We start from the raw sequence: 18214 nt of genomic DNA, 5'->3' as shown, positions 1-18214 counted from the left end.
TTCGGATGGGTGGTGCTGGTCGCTGTCATGTTCGCTGTTTTCGGTCTCATTTTCGTCCTGGGAGGCCGGCTCTCCTCTGTCCTGGACGCTCTCTTCGGCTCTCTGCAGAAGGTCTTTCTGGCTCTCCCCATCGTCCCGTGGCTGCGGAACTTCCTGTGGGGCGGCGTCTTGCAGGGTATCCTGGCGGGCGTCTCCGTCGCCCTTCCCTATATCGTTCCATTCTACATTATCCTGTCGTTCCTGGAGAACTCGGGATACCTGGCGCGCATGGCATTTCTCACCGACGCCATCATGCACCGTATGGGTCTGCACGGCAAGGCTTTCATCCCCATCATCCTCGGGTTTGGGTGCAATGTACCCGCAGTCCTGGGGACACGGATCATGGAACGCGACCGGGACCGCTTCATTGCCGGTGTGCTCGCGACGCTCGTCCCATGCTCAGCGCGCACGGTCGTCATCCTGGGACTTGTGGGCGCCTTCATGGGTTTCTGGCCCGCGCTGTCGTTGTACATCATCAGTCTCATCATCGTCTTCATCGTCGGGCGCGTGTTGAACCGTTTCATCCCGGGTACCAATCCCGGGCTCATCATGGAGATGCCCAAGCTGAAGTGGCCGCCCTTGCGCATCACGTTCAAGCAGACCTGGTTCAGGCTCAAGGACTTCGTGGTCTTCGCGTTCCCCATCATCGCGGCCGGCTCCATCGTCCTCTATGTTGTCGACAAACTGGGGTGGCTGATTCCTCTCACGACATGGGCGGCGCCCTTCACTCAGGGTGTCCTGGGGCTCCCTCCTGTGGCGCTGGTCGTCCTCATCTTTGGCGTCCTGCGCAAGGAGCTTGCACTCATCATGCTGGCCACGCTGATGCATACATCCCAGTTTGGGACAGTCATGACACCTCAGCAGATGTACGTTTTCGCCCTGATCGTCATGCTGTACATCCCCTGTGTCAGCACTATCGCTGCACTGAAACGCGAGTTCGGCAATCGCCGCGCGGCGCTCGTCAGTGTGGGCGAGGTCGTGCTGGCGCTCGTCCTTGGCGCCCTGGTTAACTGGGGCTGGAACCTGGTGTCGCTCATGCGCTAGGCGGAAGAATGACGACATGCTGCCATCTTGCAGGATCCTGGTGCTTCACGATCCTTTGACAAAACAACGCCGAGGGCAATACTGTGCGAGGAGAGTGGCACAATGACACGGGAAGACCGGGTGAACGGTTGGGTCATCTATTGAACAATGTTGAATCATCGACTGTCTAATAACGGGTGATATGATGAGAAAATTAAAATTGATTTCCTGCCTGATCGTGGGCTTGCTGTGTTGTTCGCTCCTGACACCGGTCGCCAATGCGGCATCGACGTTTGCTGCCGATCTGGACCTCTACACGAGTGGTAACAAGATAACTTCAGATGCTGCGCACGAGCTGGCGGCCTACGTCACCGCTGAACTGCTCTTTGCGCGCTCAGTCAAGGGGACTACGCCACAGTACCGTCTCCTCGTCCGCACCTACCTGACTGCGCTCGATCAGGTGAACAGCGCAACCCGACGTATTGTCCGGGACCAGCATACCAGTGACCGCCTTCTCGCCGACGTCCTCGCACTGGCCGGCGACAAGAGCATAGAAGCCGCATGGATACTCCTGAAGAGAGGTACTGCAGGACAGGAGCGTTTCCTGACGACCATCACACGGACCCGGCTTCTTGTGGCCAAGTGCGAGCTCCTGCATACCCAGCTGACGGGGATGGGGGGTAAGGAGGGCAGATGTTCGGCATCATTCCGGGCCTTATTACGGCTCGACTGACCGGACTGCTGGGCGGAGTCGTCGTCGCACCATTTGTCATGCTGTTTATGGTGCGCTACGATGCGTACCGTCTGCCCGTCAGGCTTTCCTGGTTCAAGGCATTCCTGGTGTCTGCCATCTCGTTTCTTCTGCTGTTCGGGCCACTGATCCTGCCTCGTACGACAGCGCTGCTGCGATTTTCGTTTATCCGAGGCACGCTGTTCCAGGAACTGCCGTGGGCGGTCCTCTGGTTCGTCGCAGCCTTCGTGCTTGCATGTCTGGTCGTTTCGGCGATGCTGGGACTGTCCTTCAAACAAGCCGTGTCATGGTGGAGCATCGCGCTCGCTGCGACATTGGCTGTCAGCTGGATTATGGCACTGGCCGTCGTCCTGCCGTACAGGTATTTCCTCCTGCCAAGTCTGACGGATTTCTTCTAGCATCGATGCTCTTGGATTTCGAGACGCTTATGAACAGTTGTGCAGATGAAATCTACACATACCTGGTCTCACGAATGGGCAACCGGTTCGACGCGGACGACGTCTTCCAGTCCACGTTCTTCAAGGTGCGTCGTTTCCTCCCGTCCTTTCGCGGCGATTCCAGCCCAACAACGTGGGTCATGAGGATTGCCATGAATGAAGCAAGCAGCTTTCGCCAGTGCAAGGGACGGGAGCTTCCCCTGCTGACCCCGGGAGACGCCCTGCCGCAGCCGGGTTCGGACGGGACGGGATATGACCCGGTGCAAGCCGAGACCGTACGGGACGTCGCAGCAGGCATGCGGCACCTCCCGAGCGACCTGAGAGACGTGTTGTACTTCTATTACTACAAGGAGATGCCCTACGAGAAGATTGCACAACTCATTGGGAAGCCCGTGGGAACCGTCAAATCGCGCCTCTTTCGCGCGAAGGAAGAGCTGAAGGCCTTCCTGGAGGCACATCGTGACCATGGAACACAGTGACGACGAGCTTGACCAGCTGCTTCGGACACACTATCACGCGGCTGTCGACGGCGTGACGGTACCAGAGCACCTCCTGCGCCAGGTCCTGACAGCAACCGAACCACAACGCGGGTGTACGGCCCGCTGGACGCCAGTCCTGGCCTTCGCTCTGGCCGGCGTCTCGTTCCTCATCATCCTCGCCTCCTCGCGCATTGTCGAGGTTCTGCTCAGCTTCTAGACTGCCGTCTCGTTGACAAGCTCTCCCTGACTCTCGTCCAGACCTGTCAGCGAGAGACCTGCGCTCCAGTTTGCATTTTCCATAGGCACGCTATAGTTTCTCTATGGAAAGGGCTTGCACACCGTGAAACCTGCCGAACGCAACATAACCAGGATATTCATTCTGCTCCGGTATGTCATCATTGCTGGAGGCAGCGTCTGGTGGCTTTTTGTCATGCTCAGTCGGTCCCCCCGGCCCATTGGGCTCATGTTTCTGCTTGGTATCCTTGTCACCGCGATCACCTTCAACGTTGCACTTGACCTCATAGACCGCTTTGCGCCTCGCAACCGCGCAGTGCGCGCCATCCTCCGGCACCAGATCCTCTTCGACGGCATCGCCATAAACCTCTTCCTGGGCGCGATGGGGAGTCCCCTGCTGATGGGCAGGCCCGCGTTCTATGGCGGAACACGCATCCTGCCGTTTGATATCAGTTTCATCGTCAGCGGCGCCTTCGTCCTCATTGCGTCCATCGTCCTGCAGAACGGGCACTTTCCCCTGTACCTGACGGCAGCCCTTGCCAGTCTCGTGGCAAGCCAGGAATTGTCGATTGCTCACCAGCAGGGCAGCAGCTTCATGCAAGCGCTCCGGTCAGCCAACTGGGGGGAAATCGGGGCAGAGATACTTGCTGTCGCGGGCGTGGGGATCCTGTCGTATGCTGCAGATAAACGTGTCAGGCGCAGGCTTCGCGCCATGGATACCCATGTTGCTGATGTCAATCGTGACAAGGAGCGCATGCAGGCTGCGTTCCACAAGTTGTCCTTCCTTACCGCCATTATCCGGGACATGGCCGCGTCTCAGGCCTATCAGCAGGTTCTGGAGGCCATCACGGACCGCGCGGCGCTGTTCTTCTCGGCCGACGACGCTATCGTTGCCACCATCGACGCGGACATGGAGAGCCTGTCCGTTGTCGCCGCCAAGAGCGAATATCACGAAGCTCTCTCGCACCTGCACATCCGGCGGGGACAGGGTATTTTGGGCAAGGTCTTCGATGGTGACACCCCCGAACTCATCAAGAACGCCCTGTTGGACCCGCGCGCCGTGCAGATCTATGGCACGCCCGAGGAGCCCGAATCGATGATGGCCACCCCTCTGCGCAAGGGCAGTCAGAAGTTCGGTCTCGTCTCCGTCAGCCGAATTGGCATCGAGAATCCATTCAACGAAGACGACCTCGCTCTGTTCACGTCGTTTGCGAACATTGCTGCCTCGGTGCTGGACAACGCCACGATGATGGAGGCAATGAAGCGCAAGAACTTCACCCTGACGGTCACCAACCAGCTGTCCTCCGCCATCGTCTCCCTCCTGCCCTTCGACGAAGAGATCAATAACTCCCTCTCCATCATGAGCAACGCGTTCCAGCTGTCGCGCATCAATCTGCTGATGGTGGAAAACGATCGCTTCACCCGGTTCTTTGCAGTGCCGCCGTCCAAGTCCCCTGTCCCACCCCAGGAGATCATTGCCCGTATGAACAATGGAGCAGGCGCCATTGGACAGGCGCTTCGTGAGCGAGCAATCGTCAATGTCCCCAACACTGCCGAGTATGCCAATTACATCATGGCCGATGAGGCCACGCGAAGTGAATTGGCCATCCCGATGAAGAATGCGGAAGGTCGGGTCACCGCCGTGCTCAGCCTGGAAAGCGGCCAGAGCGACTACTTCACCAGCGACGTCTCCGCGGACGTCCTGTCGGTTGCCGGAGAGGTTCAGGGGTTCCTGCAGGGAAGACTGATGTGGGAAGAAGTCAAAGAGCAGCGCAATATCCGCGAAGCCATCAACAGGGCGGAACTGGAAAACATCGACGTCTCGACCGCCGAGCAGGCAACAGCGCATCTCAGTCGCCTTCTGCGACGAATCCTGCCCGGGCCAGGGAGTGTCATCCTGCTGGAAAACGAGGGCAACACGGCACACCCCTGGATTGCCATCCGGGCCGCCGGCCCGGAAGAGAGCGAACCTGTCCATGTCTTGGAAAGCGAGCTGCGAGCTCGACTGGATATGACACACTCGCTGTCGCGCTCGGTCACCGGCCTGTTGCAAGGCCGCGACCTGCTGGTGCATCAGCTTGACTTTGAGCAACGCCTCGTCGGCTTCGTCATCGTGGGCATCGGAGAACACAGGCTGCTGACAGTCAGCGAAACCAGTGCATTCGACCTCTTCATGGCCTATGCGGAGTCCATCATACAGAAGATCTTCGTGCAACAGCGCTCCGCCCTGCTTACAAAGTATCGACTTGCGGCGAGGGAACTGCTCGACGCCTCCTTCAAGCGCACAGATCTGCGGCAGTTCCTGGCTGCCACGGCTCACAAGCTGCAGGATGTCATGGAGGCGGACGCATCGGCATACATCCCCTTCGAAGCAGGGTCCAGACGGCTGGTTGTCAGCAAAGCCGACATCTTCGGGTTCACTCCCGAACCCGGGGTCGAGCCGGGTATCCTGGGCGAAGCGTTCAGCAGTCCCAGCCTTGCGGTCATCCACGCTGAAGTCTCGGACACGATGGTCCCGCTCGCCCCAGGAGCCATGACCGAGCTGACCCTCCGCATGACACTCGAAGGCGTTCTCTATGGAGTCCTGTACGTGGCATTCAAACGCCCCGTGCTTCTGACAGACGAAGAGCGGCACATGGTGGAGGCGTTCGTCTCAGACTGCAGTCTGGTCGCCGAGAACATCCTTTACGTGCATCGCATCGATGAACTCTCGGTGACCGACGAGTTGACGGGCCTCGGCAACTACCGCGCGTTCGTGACACACTCCACGGAACAGTCGGAACGCACAGCGCGATTTGGTGAAGTGTTCTCCCTCCTGTTCTTCGATATCGACGACTTCAAGAAGTACAACGACACTTATTCTCATCTGGATGGCAACCTCGCCCTCCAGGGCATCGCAGACATCCTGCGCCACAGCATCCGGACTGTCGATTCAGCCTACAGATACGGCGGCGAGGAGTTCGTCATCCTGATGCCGGGGGCCTCTCCCACCGACGCGCACAAGGCCGCCGAGCGTATTCGCGCGTCCGTCGAACGCAACAGCGCTCGTGACCACCGCCACTTCCGTACCGTGGTCACGCTGAGCGGTGGCGTCACAAGCTTCGAGGCCCGCGTGTCCGACCCAGAGAATCTGCTCCTGCTCGCCGATCTTGCAATGTACCAGGCCAAGAAAAGGGGCAAGAACACCATTTACGTCCTGGACAGCCTGGCCAGCCAGAAGCAGGCTGAGCCGGGACCCCCGGAATAGAAAGCCGTTTGCTGCCCGTTCGTTGCATCTGGGGACGTTTTCCCTATACTTGTTCTGTTCGTGTTCCTACCATGCGGAGAGGTGGCTGAGCGGCTGAAAGCACTCGCCTGGAGAGCGAGTAGGTGGGTAACCCCTGCCTCGTGGGTTCAAATCCCACCCTCTCCGCCAGTCTGGAACCGTCCATGTCTGTGGTCAGATGCTCACGTCGGATCAATTCAAGCCCTCCCACGCACAGATACGATACTGTCGTCTTTGAACTCAAAGGCTTCATTTGAGCATATGAGCGGCCAATTGAGGTGACCTGATGGCACAGTACGCTTGCACTGAACTCAAGAAGCGACGGATCCTTGCCGCTATGTTCCTGACCATGTTCATCGGTCTCCTCGGGATCGACGTCATCATCCCGGTCACGGCATCCCGATGAAATGGATCCGATTGCAGGAACGACGCCTCCTGCCTCTTCGTGACGTCGGCATGGCTGGCCAGGCCACCCTCGCCATGATTGCAGCCAGCTTCAACGTCACTGAGACATTTGTCCTGCCCGGAACCGCGTACCGTCATGCCCTTGCGGGAGCAAGAACGCTGGCTGACGCCCGGCGTGCGCTGGAGAAGTATGACTTCTCTGCCGACACTTCCTCCTTCACCCGGCTTGTCGAATCGGTCGGTCCCGACATCATGGAACGATGCTCCCCGGTCGTGCCACAAGCCTGGTCCTGGTTCGACCCTGCGACCTTCGACACAGTGGGGATATTCCGCGGACTCGCGGAGCTGCAAGACGGCATCCGGGAATCATGGCTGCGACTTCTGGACATTCAGACGATCCAGAGAGCCCGTGACGCCGGCATGACGGAAGCCGAGTACCTGTCGACCGCATCCATGGCGGTCCTCGTACAACGCGCCGAGCTCCACCCCGGACTCTCGGGCCGCGCCTGGTCGCCGAATGCCAGCCTTGGGGAGTTGAATGCCATAGTGCAGTGCACACTGGGGGCAAGCGATGGTGAAACCGCTGCCTGGGAGTGGACTGTCAGCACGACCGGAGAGGTCCTCCGCCGGCCAACGCCATCACCCGCTGACGAACGTCCAATTATCCAGTCTGCGCGCCTGGCCGTGCTCCTCGGCGACCGCATTGCCATGCCCTGCACCCTCGACTGGATCTGGGATGGTCAGGAATTGACGTTCCTGTCTGCCCTTCCTGCCCCAGCACACCTTGGCGCACGAACGTTCTCACGACGTTCACTGGCTCGTCTGGCACCACATCCACTGGGTCCGATGGCAGCCGGTATCGTCGTCGAACTTCTCCACGATTTGTTGCAGGACGCCGGGGCACTGCTGCTCGGAAACCGGGCACCATCGGTTCCACCGGATGTCGCAAGAGAGTTCGACGGTTCCGTCTACATCGACTTGACCTTCGCCCGCTACCTGCTCGACCACGCAGGGCTGCCGCCAGGCGCACTGGACGACGTGCTGCTGCAGCAAACAACTGCCGGCATCAAGCTGCCCGCCGAGTCGTTCATCCGTCTTCCACGCGCGTCCCGGGCAGCGGTAGCTGTTCGGCTTGCCGTGCCCCGCCTGCAGCGATGGATCAGCGACAACAGTACCCGCCTCGCAGAGCTGGACAGTGCCCAGGTCGATGCCCTGACCAGCGACGAGACGCTGACCAGCCTGCAACAGCTGTTGACCTTCACGCGTCCTCTCGTTCTGGACCTCCTCCTGCTGCTGGTTTCGTCTTCGTTCCGGGCAGACGATCTGAAGCGTGCGCTGGCACACCGCGGCATTCAGGACCGCTTCGTCGAGGCACTGGAGGCAGCCGGCGACACGGCCGGCCTGGACCCGTGGACGCACCTCGACCGCATCGCAGCCAGGGTCTCCGACGATACCGCGCGCCTCGCTGCCGAAGCGATGGCGAAGGGTGATTCCGAACAGGCCCTGCGCGCCCTGTGTACAGACATCACCGTCGAGCGCGATCTGGAAGCCTTCCTGCGGACGTTCTCCTTCTTCAGGACATCGATCGTGGACGTTGGATCTCCGACCCTGCAGGAACGCAGCGACCTGCTTCCTGTTGCCCTGCTGCGGGCACGCGAAACTGGAGCGGCGACTCGTGTGGAAGCAGCCCGTGATCCGCTCGCCTGGCTGGATTCGCTGCCCGGTGGCAACGACGTCCTGCTCAGGAAGAGGTACCAGGCGATGATACGGACGTCCGCCGTTACCGAAAAGGCCTGGTTCTACATCGCCAAGTCGCTGTCACACGCCCGGATGCTCCTGCTGCACGCGGGGGATCTTCTTGTCGCAGAGAGGACAGCTTGACCGTCGCGACGACGTCCTGCTGCTCAAACGCGAAGAACTGGCACAGGACGGGGATCTCAGGAGCAATCGTCGCCGAACGCGCAGCCCTCGTCCAGAGTAACATGACAGCGACAGCGCCAGAGGTCATCGTCATCGAGTAGGAACGATCAGTCGCGTTTGAAGGGCAGCTTGGGGACCAGGTAATTCACGAAAGCTCCAAAGTTGCGCGTCTGCATATAGATCGTGCCCGGTCCGGTGAGATCCACGACCAGACCCTCACCAGAGAACAGTGTCTGCTTCAGACCTCCGACCGTCCGGACGTGGTACCCCATCGTCGCGTCGAAGGCGACCATATGGCCGGTGTCCATGACCAGCTGCTCTCCCGGAGCAAGTGTGACCGCATGGATGGCACCGTAGCTGGACATGAAGAACATGCCCACGCCGGTCGCCTTGAGGACAAACAACCCCTCACTGGAGAAAAACGTCCGGGCGCCGCCCCACTTGGTGTCGAGCTCGATCGTCGGAGACGACGCAAGAAATGAGCCTGACTGGACGAACAGGCTCTCGCCCCTCATCTCGCGAGCTGCAATGTCCCCCACCATGGTTGGAGCGAATGTTACTGTGCCAAGTCCATCCTGAGCCGTGAACGTGTTCTGGAACATGCTTTCCCCGCCAATGGATCGCTTCAGTGCACCAAAGAGACCACCCTTGGCCCCTGTGTCCATCTTGACGTTCGGCGTCATGCTGACCATGGCGTCCGATTCGGCGAGGATGGACTCGGACGGGTCGAGCTGCAGCCCGAGTAAGGAGTAGGACGGCTGATACATGATCTTGTACTGCATGAGTACCTCCTGTCAATTGGGTGCAGCTTCAGGTGTGCTGCCCCTGCATGCAGGGTATCGGGGGTCGGTTCGTTGTCAAGCAGCCCGCACCCTCTGTCATTCCCCCCCCCCGAGCCCTTTTGTTCAAGGCGAGGGGTGCTTCTCCGCGAAGGCGGGAATCCACGTCTCCGTCTCAGGCACTGAACTTACCAGCTGACCCCATATCAAAGGCCCCGCAGGCGAGCCCGGTTCGACTCTACCCACGGGGCCTTGACTTGCCCCCCTGCACTTTACGTACAGGGACTCATTTCGCTAATTGGTTATCCCGCTGTCTGAACTTCGGTTACAGTAACGGTGATCGGGACAGCAATCGGATCGACTGCATCAACATAGCCGGTCGGCATCGTCCAGACTGCCGTCAAGATGTAGTCGCCTGTTGTTGTTCCGTCAAACGTTCCGGTCCAACCAGTGATAGTTGCATCTACAGGTGTCGTTCCATCTGTCACTGTCACTGTTGTTGGAAGCTTGCCGCTTGCCGTCAATGCGGCCAGATCTACCAGGTGCTCATCAACTGTTAAATCTACTGGCGTCAATGCTGTGAAGCCGGTGATCTCTACAGGTTCTGCTTCGGTTACGTATACCACCCAGTCCTTGGTGGTGATGCCGTCTTCTGCGGTGACTGTATAAGTTACGTCGCCGGTGAAGTCGTTGGATGTTACACCGCTTTCCTGGTCATCTACACCTATCTGTATGGATTCGATAGCATCTGATGTGGTGAAGGTGGCTACCAGGTCGCTCGGGTCAGTGCCGTTGGCTACCTCGATGTCAATGGTGCCGGCGACGCTGTCGATGACGGCGGGGCCGGTCTGCTCAGGGAAGCTGTAGGTTAGAATCTCAGCTAAAGTGCTTGCATATTTTGTGATGGCTCCAATGGTGATTGATCCATCAGCCGCTACCGTCACAGCGATGGTTGCTGTATGGCCTGAACCATCATCAACTGTGATCGTGGCTGCTCCTGCACCTACTGATGTGATTGTGACAAAGCCAGGAGCCGTGGTTAAATCTGTTGTTGCAACTCCAGGAGTATCCGAGACAGCGCCTGTTCCTACTATGCCTAAAACAGGAACAGTATTTGCTGTCGAGCTGTCTGTTGTTGCCACAAAGACTGGCTCTACTTCGGTTACTGCGATTGCATCACTGAACTGTACTGCCGAAAGTGTTGCATCCACTTCAGCAACACCGATATGCGTACCGTCTAGTACTGCGATGCTGGCACCGGTTGTTACTGCTGTCCAAGCATTCAGGTCATCTCCCACGTTTGGTGTTGGTACGGCAAATGCATCCTCTGAAATCGTGTATGCAAATATATTGCCAGAAACACTTGGTAGGCCCAGAGTGATCAGGGTATTGGTGTCATTCGCAGGATCATCTGCGAAGATCAAGCCATTTGCCAATGCTGGTGCTGGAGTTAGTGTGCGTATGCTGTTATTTGTTACCGGCCGGTCTGCAAACGCTGCAAGTACGCCACCGTCTTCCGCTGTTAATGTTCCTGCGTATCCAAGTGTCACTACTTGTCCGTGTAGTACTGGTGTTGTAAGTACCAGAACGATGATCGTTGAATCTCCAGGATATAAGGATGCTGTTGTTACGTCATCCACGACTCCATCTAGTGTTACTATGAAGTCAGTTGGCGTCGCTGACGGGTCTGACATTGCCTTGCTGAAGGTTACAAGTATACGCATGCCATGGAGCGCAGCAACCGCATCCGTTACTGTTGGTGGTTCTGCTGTAATTGTTACTGTTGCTGCCGCGGGGGCTGTGAAGCCTGCTGCAAACGCCGCTTGTGCTGGTTCTACCGTGTAGTCTTGTCCGGGTGCACCAACTGTGCCATCTATGGTGATCGTTGCTACCGTATTTCCGACTGATAAGGCAACATCTGTGATATTCCCTAAGTCAGCTACATCGTCTCCTGCAAGTGTCCAGTTATCTGTATCGATACCCGTCACTGCATCAAATGTTCCTGTCGTCAGGGTGTAGGCGATTGTACTTTCAGTTTCGTTTGCTGCTGCTGTGCCCACTGCCGGTGCTGCTACTACTGCTGTTGTTGGATCACTTGTTACGGTGCCAGAGTAGCTGCCTGTCCCGGTTGCCACAACCTCGATGAAGCGACCTACCTCCCATGCAACTGGTGTGTAGGTGATTGATGTTGCTGCCCAACCAATGTCTGTATAGGTGCCATCTACTGTGTCACATATTGTCCACAGATAAGTTACTGTTGCAGCTGATGGTGTCAATGCGCCGGCGGTTAATACTTGACCTACTTCAGGTGTGCCAGTTATTGCACCGATCGCTGTGATCGCTATTGGTGCTGTCGCTGGGAATAGCACATCAAAGGTAAGTGTGTTGCCGGATACATCTCCTCCGGCTGTCGTTCCTACACTACTTACTGTTCCAACATCAGCGATCGGGGCTACTATGCCTGCTACTGGGAACTTGTAGCCTGCGGCAGAGGTAAGCTCGACTGTGGCTGTATATGCTGTTGCTGCTAGATAAGAATTATCGGGTGCTGCCCACGTTAGACCTGTTACGGTATACGTTGCTGCACCTGCTGCTAATGCTCCAAATACTTGCGGTACTGCACCTGTTACCGGTGCTACAAATCCAGTTACGCCTGCTGCTGCGATGTCTGTTGTTGCTGCTGGCAATACAGTAACAGTATAAGTTTTAGTAGTCAGGTCTTCTGCTGTAACGATTACCAGGTCACCTGATACAAGGTCTGTTGCCACAGTGGATCCATCAGCATTGTATACTTCAAAGGTTGCTCCTGCTGCTGGTGTGATTGTCCCCGCAAAGTTGCCAAGGAACTTGAGACGACCGGTCCCATCCCCAGAAACAGCCGCCTTCAGCTTCAAGCTCGCGCCGTCTGCCTGGCTGACGGACATCGACGTCAGCGTGGCGCCGGTGCTACCCACTGAAACCATTCCGGCCACGTTGTTGGCCATGATGACACCGACAGCCCCGCAGGCTGCGGCGTTATTGATCCTCCTGTAGAACCAGGTGGTGCCGCCGCGGTCGATCAGGGCTATCTTGCCGGTGAGATCAAGTCCGGCGAAATCGTCAGCGTCCCCCAAGCCGCAATAGACGTACGCGTAGCCTGCCCCCTCGTTGTCGCCCAAGGACGTGACCGGATTGGGCGATGCACTACCGACGATGTAGACGTAATCAGCAGCTGCGGTCGTCTCCGTGACGGCCGGACCATACTCTGCTTTGAAGGCCGCCAAGGTTGTTCCATTGGGAATATCTACGATAGTTCCTGCAGTATCATCCACTTTTCCGATTGTCGATGTCAAGGTGGCATCTGAACTTGCTGGCAATACACTAACAGTATAAGTTTTAGTAGTGACCAGGTCTTCTGCTGTAACTATTACCTTGTAACCTGATGCAAGGTCTTCTGCCACAGTTGCCCCATCAGCGTCGTACACTTCAAATGTTGCTCCTGTTGCTGGTGTGATTGTCCCCGCAAAGCAGCCAACAAGGAATATGAGACAACCGGTTCCATCTCCATCAGGAGCGGCCGCCTGCAGCTTCAAGCTCGCGCCGTCTGCCTGGCTGACGGACATCGACGTCAGCGTGGCGCCGGTGGTATCCATTGAAACCGATCCGGCCACATTGTTGGCGATGACGACGCCGACAGCCCCGCGGGCTGCAGCGTTATTGATCTTCATGTAGAAGTTGGTGGTGCCGCGGTCGATCAGGGCTATCTTGCCGGTGAGATCAAGTCCGGCGAAATCGTCAGGATACCCTACTCCATCTGCGGGAACGCGCCCCAAGCCGCAATAGACGTACGCGTAGCCTGCCCCCGCGTTGTCGCCCAAGGACGTGACCGGATTGGGCGACGTACTGCCGAGGGTGTAGACGTAATCAACATATGCGGTCTTCTCCGTGACGGCCGGACCATACACTGCTTTGAAGGCCGCCAAGGTTGTTCCATTGGGAATATCTACGATAGTTCCTGCATCATCATCTACTTTTCCGATTGTCGATGTCAAGGTGGCATCACTGCTTAGCCACTGTGCATAGAGTATCCAGTCGGCTCTAATGGCAAAGGTAGCATCCGCTGCGTAAGCGTCGCCGCCTCCAACTGCAACTGTGTTCCAGCCGCTGAAGGTGTAGCCCGTATAGAGCATGCTGCCCTGACCCAGGACGGTGACGGTGGCTCCAGCAAGATATGGACTGAAAGCGTCTGTCTGTGTCCCGGTTGTTCCGCCATTGAGATCATAGGTGACGGTGTAGGTGGTCGGTGCTGCTGTTGCTGTCATCGTTACTGATACATCTACATCTACACCAGCTACTGTTACACTACCCCCAGTGATGGCATCAAAGCCTTCTGCTGTTACGCCGTAAGCGTAGGTCCCATCTGCTAAGTTGGAGAAAGTTGCTACACCACTTCCGTCTGTTAATTTTGTCTCGTTAATAGTGAGATGTGCTCCAACAATTCGGTCAGTTCCATTGGTTACGGTAAAGGTCACTGCGTAGGCTGGGATCTCTTCAAACTCTGCGGTCACTGACACTGCATATGCTGGCATGGTAAATGTGTATGATGTGCCAGTCCCTGTAAGTGTTGCAACCTTTGCTGTACCATCATTGTAGTTAGCTTTTAATGTTTCCGCTTTTAATTGCATCCCATCTTTTATTACAACTGTTAATCTTACTGTTGCGCCTGCTACTGCTGGTGATGTTGCTATTGTTACTGTACTTGTTGCATCGCCTTCTACTTTTATGATTGTGCCGAGGGTTACGGCGTACGTTGGTGCAGTCACGCCCACCGCTGCATCAATAATCCCTTGTACTGCATCGATTCTGCCTTGGAGATCTGTTTTTGTTGTAGCTGGTGGTACGACCCGAGGCGGCTGCCAACGTCGACGAGCTTGAGACACTCGACTACGGCGGCTGTCCAACCGATCCGAAGGGAGCCTGGGCTAATGTGGAGGAGAACCTGAATGCGTGCGAATAGTACAACCACGACCAGTCCTGGTCGCCTTCGCGCGCTGTCACGTCGATGGCCTGCCGGAATACTACTGCAATTATTGACCCGGCGGTCCGGATGGTCAGCACAATTTACGAACTTTTCTTTCAAGTACTAAAAGTTATTTTGGCAACCGTTTCAGTTTTGTCAAGCCCCTCTGTTCAGGCAGTATCCATCGCACATTCGGCCGTACAGCACCGCCGAGGCAGCTTCAATACAATGTTGTTGACACGCCAGCGCTCGAGACACAGCCCGCGTCTTCTTCGACTTATCCAAGATGGAGATAAAGGAGGACAGAATGGATTTCCGCCTGCGCCGAAAGCACCCCTTGCATTGGAAAGAAATGCTCGGGAAATACACCCCTCGGATTGAACAAAAGTCCTCGGGGGGAATGACGGAGGGCACGGTGCCGTTGGCTCCTGCACTTCCGGCGCTACAATGCACGTGGAGGTGATGCCATGCAACTAGAGCTGGTAGCAGTCACGAAGGACGAGGACATGAACGTCATCATCGGGCAGACGCACTTCATCAAGAGTGTCGAGGACATCTACGAGGCTGTGGTGAACGCCGTGCCGGGCGTGAAGTTCGGGCTCGCGTTCAACGAAGCATCGGGGGTCTGTCTGGTGCGGTGCGCCGGAACGGATGATCACCTGATCGCACTGGCCCGGGATAACGCCCTGGCCATCGGCGCAGGACACATCTTCATCCTGCTGCTTGGGAATGCCTACCCGATCAATGTACTCAACGCCATCAAGACTGTGCCGGAGGTCTGCAACATCTTCGCCGCAACCGCAAATCCGCTCAAGGTTGTTGTCGCTGACGATGGAACCGACCGCGGCATCCTGGGCGTCATCGACGGAGAGAAACCGAAGGGCGTCGAGAGCGACGGCGACGCGGCGGACAGAAAGGCCCTGCTGCGACAGTTCGGCTACAAGTTCTGAGGCAATCTACACCAGTCTGTGACAACCGGCCAAGCTCGGTGTCACAGACTGGTGTCGCGTCGTTCGACTAGAATCCCCTGGATGCGAGGACGACAATGAGCACGATCGTCCCGATCAGCCAGACCCCCGTCATCGTGCCTCCGATGACGAGAGACTTGTGCGCGCGGTGCCTGTCTGAATCGGCTCCCCCGACAAGATCGAACATGTCACGGGCTTCGCGTGCGAACAGGACCGCGAGAAGACCGAGAACAATGCCGGCCACCGGAACGAACACGGACGCAACAGCGAAGTGCCAGGCAAGCGTCGCCAGCTCAGACTGGCGCTGCATGACACTACTCAGACGTATATGCGCGGGATCGAAGAACGTGTCGAGCGTGTGGTCCTGGGAGGTGTCTGCTGTCGCAGCTTTCGGCGCAGCAACATCCTCCTTGCGCGACCCAGCGACCGGTACCACCACGGGGGGTTGATCCTGATGTTTGTTCTTGTGCCTTCTGGCTCCCATATTCTTATCATATCAAATCATGGGGCAGAGTAAACCAGGCGTATCCGCGTGACCGGGGCGATCAGACGACCTCGCCAGTCTCCTCGCCCGTACCACGGATGATGTGATACCTGTTGACCAGAACGACACCAGGCTCCAACGACGCGCCCACGGAGCAGTACTTCTGGGCGGACAGCCGGATCGCCTTGACAACGTTGTCCGTCAGAGCACTGTCACTTGTCAGGTAGTAGTCGACGTAGATACGGGTGAACCGGTGGGGATGCTCCTCAGCACGTTCGCCGGACAGTTCCACACGGAATCCCGCATACGATTCTTTCATCTTGGCGAGGATCGACACGATGTCCATCCCTGTGCATCCACCAAGCGCCATCAGGAGCAGCTCCATGGGGTTGGACCCGGCCCCATGACCGCCACCCGATTCGGACGTATCCAGAACGACCCAGTGATTGGAAGGACCGCGTGCCACGAATGTGAGTCCTTCAGTCTGATGAACTTCGGCGTGTAACATGTTGTCTCCGGCCATGGACCACTCCTGGTAAATAAGTCGGCCGCCATGGGCCGCAGCTGTCAGTGTAACCCTGCGGGCGCCAGGTGCAAGATGAGTTCTTCAGGAAGCCAGAAGGGACTCGTCGCGAGTGATGACAGACCGCGGATAGGATATGGTTACGCGCGTGCCAACGCCCACCGTACTCTTGATGTCGAGATGACCACCTTCGATCTCCACGAGATCCCTGGCGATGGGAAGACCGAGGCCCAGACCTCCGCTCCTCTTGTTGCGCGAACGGTCGCCCCTGAAGAAACGGTCGAACACGTGAGCCAAGTCCTCTTTGGGAATCCCGGACCCGGTATCTTCGACGACGATGTTGACCCCGTGCGACCCAACGATTGCGCTGGAGAGGGTCACGGAGTGTCCCGACGGCGTGGCAGTGATAGCGTTGCTCAGCAGATTGGCCACCGCCCTGTCCAGAAGCTGACGATCAAGATGAACCCTCACGTTGGCCTCGAACTGGTGTGACAATAGAACTTCACGGACCGCAGCGATGGGGGCGAACCTCCGCCAGATATACCCCAGCACCTCATCAACATCGAAGTCCGACGCCTCGGGCGTGACGGCGTTGTTGTCGATCTGGGCAAGCTGCCGCAATTCGTTGATCATGATCTCGAGATTGGCCGTCTCCTGAGAAATCGCCTCTGCCGCCGAATGCAGCTCCTGAGGGCTGGAGATCAGTTCAGCATCGAGAGCTTCCATGTAGCCCTTGATGACCGTCACGGGAGTACGAAGCTCGTGAGACAGGTTGGAGAAGAGTTCCTGCTCCACCTCATCACGGCACTTCAGCTCGTGTGCCATGTGGTTGAGCGAGTTGGACAACTCGGCAAACTCACGCAGTCCCTGGTTGTCCGAGATCTGTGCATCGTAGTCGCCATGGCCGATGCGGTCGGCGAATCCGGCGAATCCGGAGATAGGCTGAGAAAAGCGTCGCGTGAACCAGCTCGCCACGCCGAGTGCGATCAACATGACGGCGCATCCGCCGATCCATACAGAGAGACGCATCATGTCATGGAACTTGAGATACGTGGCAGTCAGCAGATAGGTCTTCGGCTCGATGACCATCGACTCGATGCCGAAGGGCGACCCATATCCACCGGAGAGGAAGGTCTTGAATGCCCGTATGAAGAAGGCGTCCGCTATACTGATCGATAGCACCATAACCAGCACCAGAAGCGCAGCGTAGCTGAGGATCAGCCTGGTATAGAAGCTGGACGTCTTCTTCAACAGGTCACGTTACACCAGGATACGGTATCCGACTCCGTAGATAGATTCGATGTACGTCGGGTTTCCGGGGTCGTCCTGGATTTTCTTGCGGATATTCTTGATGTAGGCATCGATGGTACGGTCGAAGACTTCGTCATCGCTGCCGCCGTAGATCTCTTTGATGAGGCTGGAACGCGAGACGGGTTCACCGTTGGCTTTAACCAGCAGTGTGAACACCTCGAATTCCTTGGGGGTGAGCATGATGTCCTTACCCGCCTTCACCACGCGGTGCTTGCCCGGATAGACGACGATGTCCTTGAAGACCAGTTTCTCCACCGGTGCCGTGTCAGCCAGTCGCTCCCAGTCATACCGCCTGAGCGCCGCCTTGATGCGAGCCATGAGTTCACGCGGGCTGAAGGGCTTGGTCACATAGTCATCTGCGCCGATCTCCAGGCCTTCAAGCTTCTGGATCTCATCGCTCTTGGCTGTCACCATGATAATTGGCACGGTCGACTTCTTGCGGATCTCGCGGCAGACCTCCTCGCCGTTCAGTTCGGGCAGCATAAGGTCCAGGATCACGAGATCAGGTTTCTGCTCGTCGAACAGGCGCAATGCTTCGCGCCCGGTGGCAGCCAGAATAGGTTCATAGCCTTCTTTCTGCAGATAGAGCTTCTCGAG

At 57.4% G+C, this 18214-nt stretch carries 15 protein-coding genes and 1 tRNA gene; 10 read left to right on the top strand and 6 right to left on the bottom strand.

The window, feature by feature from the left end; all coding sequences use genetic code 11:
- The 9 genes from SMC5_RS00985 to SMC5_RS10535 all read left to right on the top strand — a co-directional run.
- Nucleotides 1-1083, top strand: a 1083-nt coding sequence (locus SMC5_RS00985) for a ferrous iron transporter B (protein ID WP_207798936.1), incomplete at its 5' end; no start/stop codon positions are given.
- 181 nt (nt 1084-1264) lie between these two features.
- Entirely contained in the window at nt 1265-1795 is a 531-nt protein-coding gene (locus tag SMC5_RS00980) for a hypothetical protein (RefSeq protein WP_126854897.1), read from the top strand.
- Nucleotides 1756-2211 carry a hypothetical protein gene (locus SMC5_RS10540; RefSeq protein ID WP_119175366.1) on the top strand — a complete coding sequence of 152 codons (456 nt, stop codon included), beginning with the start codon at nt 1756-1758 and terminating at the stop codon, nt 2209-2211. Before SMC5_RS00980 ends, SMC5_RS10540 begins: the two co-directional genes overlap by 40 nt.
- Nucleotides 2212-2240: 29 nt before the next feature.
- Complete coding sequence (locus SMC5_RS00975) at nt 2241-2729, top strand: RNA polymerase sigma factor (RefSeq protein WP_165848906.1); 489 nt, start codon at nt 2241-2243, stop codon at nt 2727-2729.
- A complete protein-coding gene (locus SMC5_RS00970; RefSeq protein WP_119119226.1) occupies nt 2710-2946 on the top strand; it encodes a hypothetical protein in 237 nt (78 codons plus the stop codon). The genes SMC5_RS00975 and SMC5_RS00970 overlap by 20 nt, the downstream gene beginning before the upstream one ends.
- A 123-nt stretch (nt 2947-3069) precedes the next feature.
- Nucleotides 3070-6210, top strand: a complete 3141-nt coding sequence (locus SMC5_RS00965; RefSeq protein ID WP_126854896.1) for a diguanylate cyclase — start codon at nt 3070-3072, stop codon at nt 6208-6210.
- Nucleotides 6211-6285: 75 nt separating this feature from the next.
- Nucleotides 6286-6378, top strand: a tRNA-Ser gene (locus tag SMC5_RS00960).
- 306 nt (nt 6379-6684) lie between these two features.
- On the top strand, nt 6685-8514 hold the full coding sequence (locus SMC5_RS00955) for a hypothetical protein (protein WP_126854895.1): 1830 nt from the start codon (nt 6685-6687) through the stop codon (nt 8512-8514).
- Nucleotides 8511-8654 (top strand): hypothetical protein, encoded by a 144-nt coding sequence (locus SMC5_RS10535; RefSeq protein WP_165848905.1) that lies wholly within the window; start codon nt 8511-8513, stop codon nt 8652-8654. Before SMC5_RS00955 ends, SMC5_RS10535 begins: the two co-directional genes overlap by 4 nt.
- Nucleotides 8655-8660: 6 nt before the next feature.
- On the opposite strand, the gene SMC5_RS00950 is transcribed toward SMC5_RS10535, so the two are convergent.
- Both SMC5_RS00950 and SMC5_RS00945 read right to left on the bottom strand, forming a co-directional pair.
- Nucleotides 8661-9335: a TIGR00266 family protein gene (locus SMC5_RS00950; protein WP_119119223.1), complete on the bottom strand. Its 675-nt coding sequence runs from the start codon at nt 9333-9335 to the stop codon at nt 8661-8663.
- A 299-nt stretch (nt 9336-9634) separates the two neighbouring features.
- A complete protein-coding gene (locus SMC5_RS00945) occupies nt 9635-14134 on the bottom strand; it encodes a PA domain-containing protein (RefSeq protein WP_126854894.1) in 4500 nt (1499 codons plus the stop codon).
- 664 nt (nt 14135-14798) lie between these two features.
- On the opposite strand from SMC5_RS00945, the gene SMC5_RS00935 reads away from it, so the two are divergent.
- Nucleotides 14799-15281 carry an adenosine-specific kinase gene (locus SMC5_RS00935; protein ID WP_119119220.1) on the top strand — a complete coding sequence of 161 codons (483 nt, stop codon included), beginning with the start codon at nt 14799-14801 and terminating at the stop codon, nt 15279-15281.
- Nucleotides 15282-15348: 67 nt separating this feature from the next.
- On the opposite strand, the gene SMC5_RS00930 is transcribed toward SMC5_RS00935, so the two are convergent.
- The 4 genes from SMC5_RS00930 to SMC5_RS00915 all read right to left on the bottom strand — a co-directional run.
- Entirely contained in the window at nt 15349-15738 is a 390-nt protein-coding gene (locus SMC5_RS00930; RefSeq protein WP_126854893.1) for a hypothetical protein, read from the bottom strand.
- A 106-nt stretch (nt 15739-15844) separates the two neighbouring features.
- Entirely contained in the window at nt 15845-16306 is a 462-nt protein-coding gene (locus SMC5_RS00925; RefSeq protein WP_207798934.1) for an OsmC family protein, read from the bottom strand.
- A gap of 84 nt (nt 16307-16390) precedes the next feature.
- Nucleotides 16391-17557 (bottom strand): sensor histidine kinase, encoded by a 1167-nt coding sequence (locus SMC5_RS00920; protein WP_119119218.1) that lies wholly within the window; start codon nt 17555-17557, stop codon nt 16391-16393.
- 9 nt (nt 17558-17566) lie between these two features.
- Nucleotides 17567-18214 (bottom strand): response regulator transcription factor (locus SMC5_RS00915; RefSeq protein WP_133299129.1); only part of this gene is annotated, 648 nt, incomplete at its 5' end.

The organism is Candidatus Cryosericum odellii, assembly GCF_003570935.1.
Classification (GTDB): domain Bacteria; phylum Caldisericota; class Caldisericia; order Cryosericales; family Cryosericaceae; genus Cryosericum; species Cryosericum odellii.
This window is presented reverse-complemented; position numbering and strand designations above follow the sequence as displayed.